The organism is Halomonas sp. A29, assembly GCF_046723295.1.
Taxonomy (GTDB): domain Bacteria; phylum Pseudomonadota; class Gammaproteobacteria; order Pseudomonadales; family Halomonadaceae; genus Halomonas.
On the sequence record NZ_JAXQPR010000030.1, the window covers coordinates 1 to 1057 of the forward strand.

The 1057-nt window shown below is 69.9% G+C and carries 1 protein-coding gene; it reads right to left on the reverse strand.

Features of this window, described 5'->3' with window-relative positions:
- A partial coding sequence (gene pyk / locus SPH52_RS22420; RefSeq protein WP_411797268.1) for a pyruvate kinase occupies nt 1-1057 on the reverse strand: 1057 nt, incomplete at both ends.

The window sequence follows — 1057 nt, forward strand, 5'->3', positions numbered from 1 at the left end:
AGCGCCAGCGCCCGGTCGTTGAGTTCGCTGGCCGCCATCGTGCTGGTGTCGAACGGCAGCGAGACCACGCCGCGGTAGAGTGCCATGCGCCGCTGGGCGATGGGGCTGTGGGCCAGCCCGACGATGGGCAACCCCGAGCGGATGCGCGAGGCGATCAGCGGGGTGTAGCCGGTGGAGGTCATGCAGGCGATGGCGGCCACCCCGGTGAGGTGGTTGGCGGCGTACATGGCCGACAGCGCGATGGTTTCGTCGATGCGCGAGAAGCCCTCGTGGATGCGGTGGCCCGACTCCTGGGCGATACGCTCGCGCTCGGCGCCGAGGCAGACCCGGCGCATCGCTTCCAGTGTCTCCACCGGGTAGTCGCCGGCAGCGGTTTCGGCCGAGAGCATCACCGCGTCGGTGCCGTCGAGCACGGCGTTGGCGACGTCGAATACTTCGGCGCGGGTGGGCAGCGGCGAGCCGATCATCGACTCCATCATCTGGGTGGCGGTGATCACCGCGCGGTTGAGCGTGCGGGCGCGCTTGATGATGCGCTTCTGCATGCCGATCAGCTTCTCGTCGCCGATCTCCACGCCAAGATCGCCGCGGGCCACCATCACCGCCTCCGAGGCCTCGATGATGCCGTCGAGGGTGGCGTCGTCGGCCACCGCCTCGGCGCGCTCGAGCTTGGCCACCAGGCCGATCTCCTGGCCGGCTTCGCCGAGCAGGCGGCGGGCTTCATGCATGTCCTCGGCGTGGCGCGGGAAGGAGACGGCCAGGTAATCGACGCCGATGTCGATGGCGGTCTTGAGGTCGGCCTTGTCCTTGTCGGTGAGCGCCGGAGCCGAGAGCCCGCCGCCCTGCTTGTTGATGCCCTTGTTGTTGGAGAGCTTGCCGCCGGTGACCACGGTGGTGTGGACCTGCGCCCCCTCGACCCGGGTGACGTCGAGCACCAGGCGGCCGTCGTCGAGCAGCAGGCGGTCGCCGGCGGTGACGTCGTCGGCCAGCTGGGTGTACTCGCAGCCGACGCGGGTGGCGTCGCCGGCTTCGGTGTCCATGGCCATGTCGAGGACGAAGG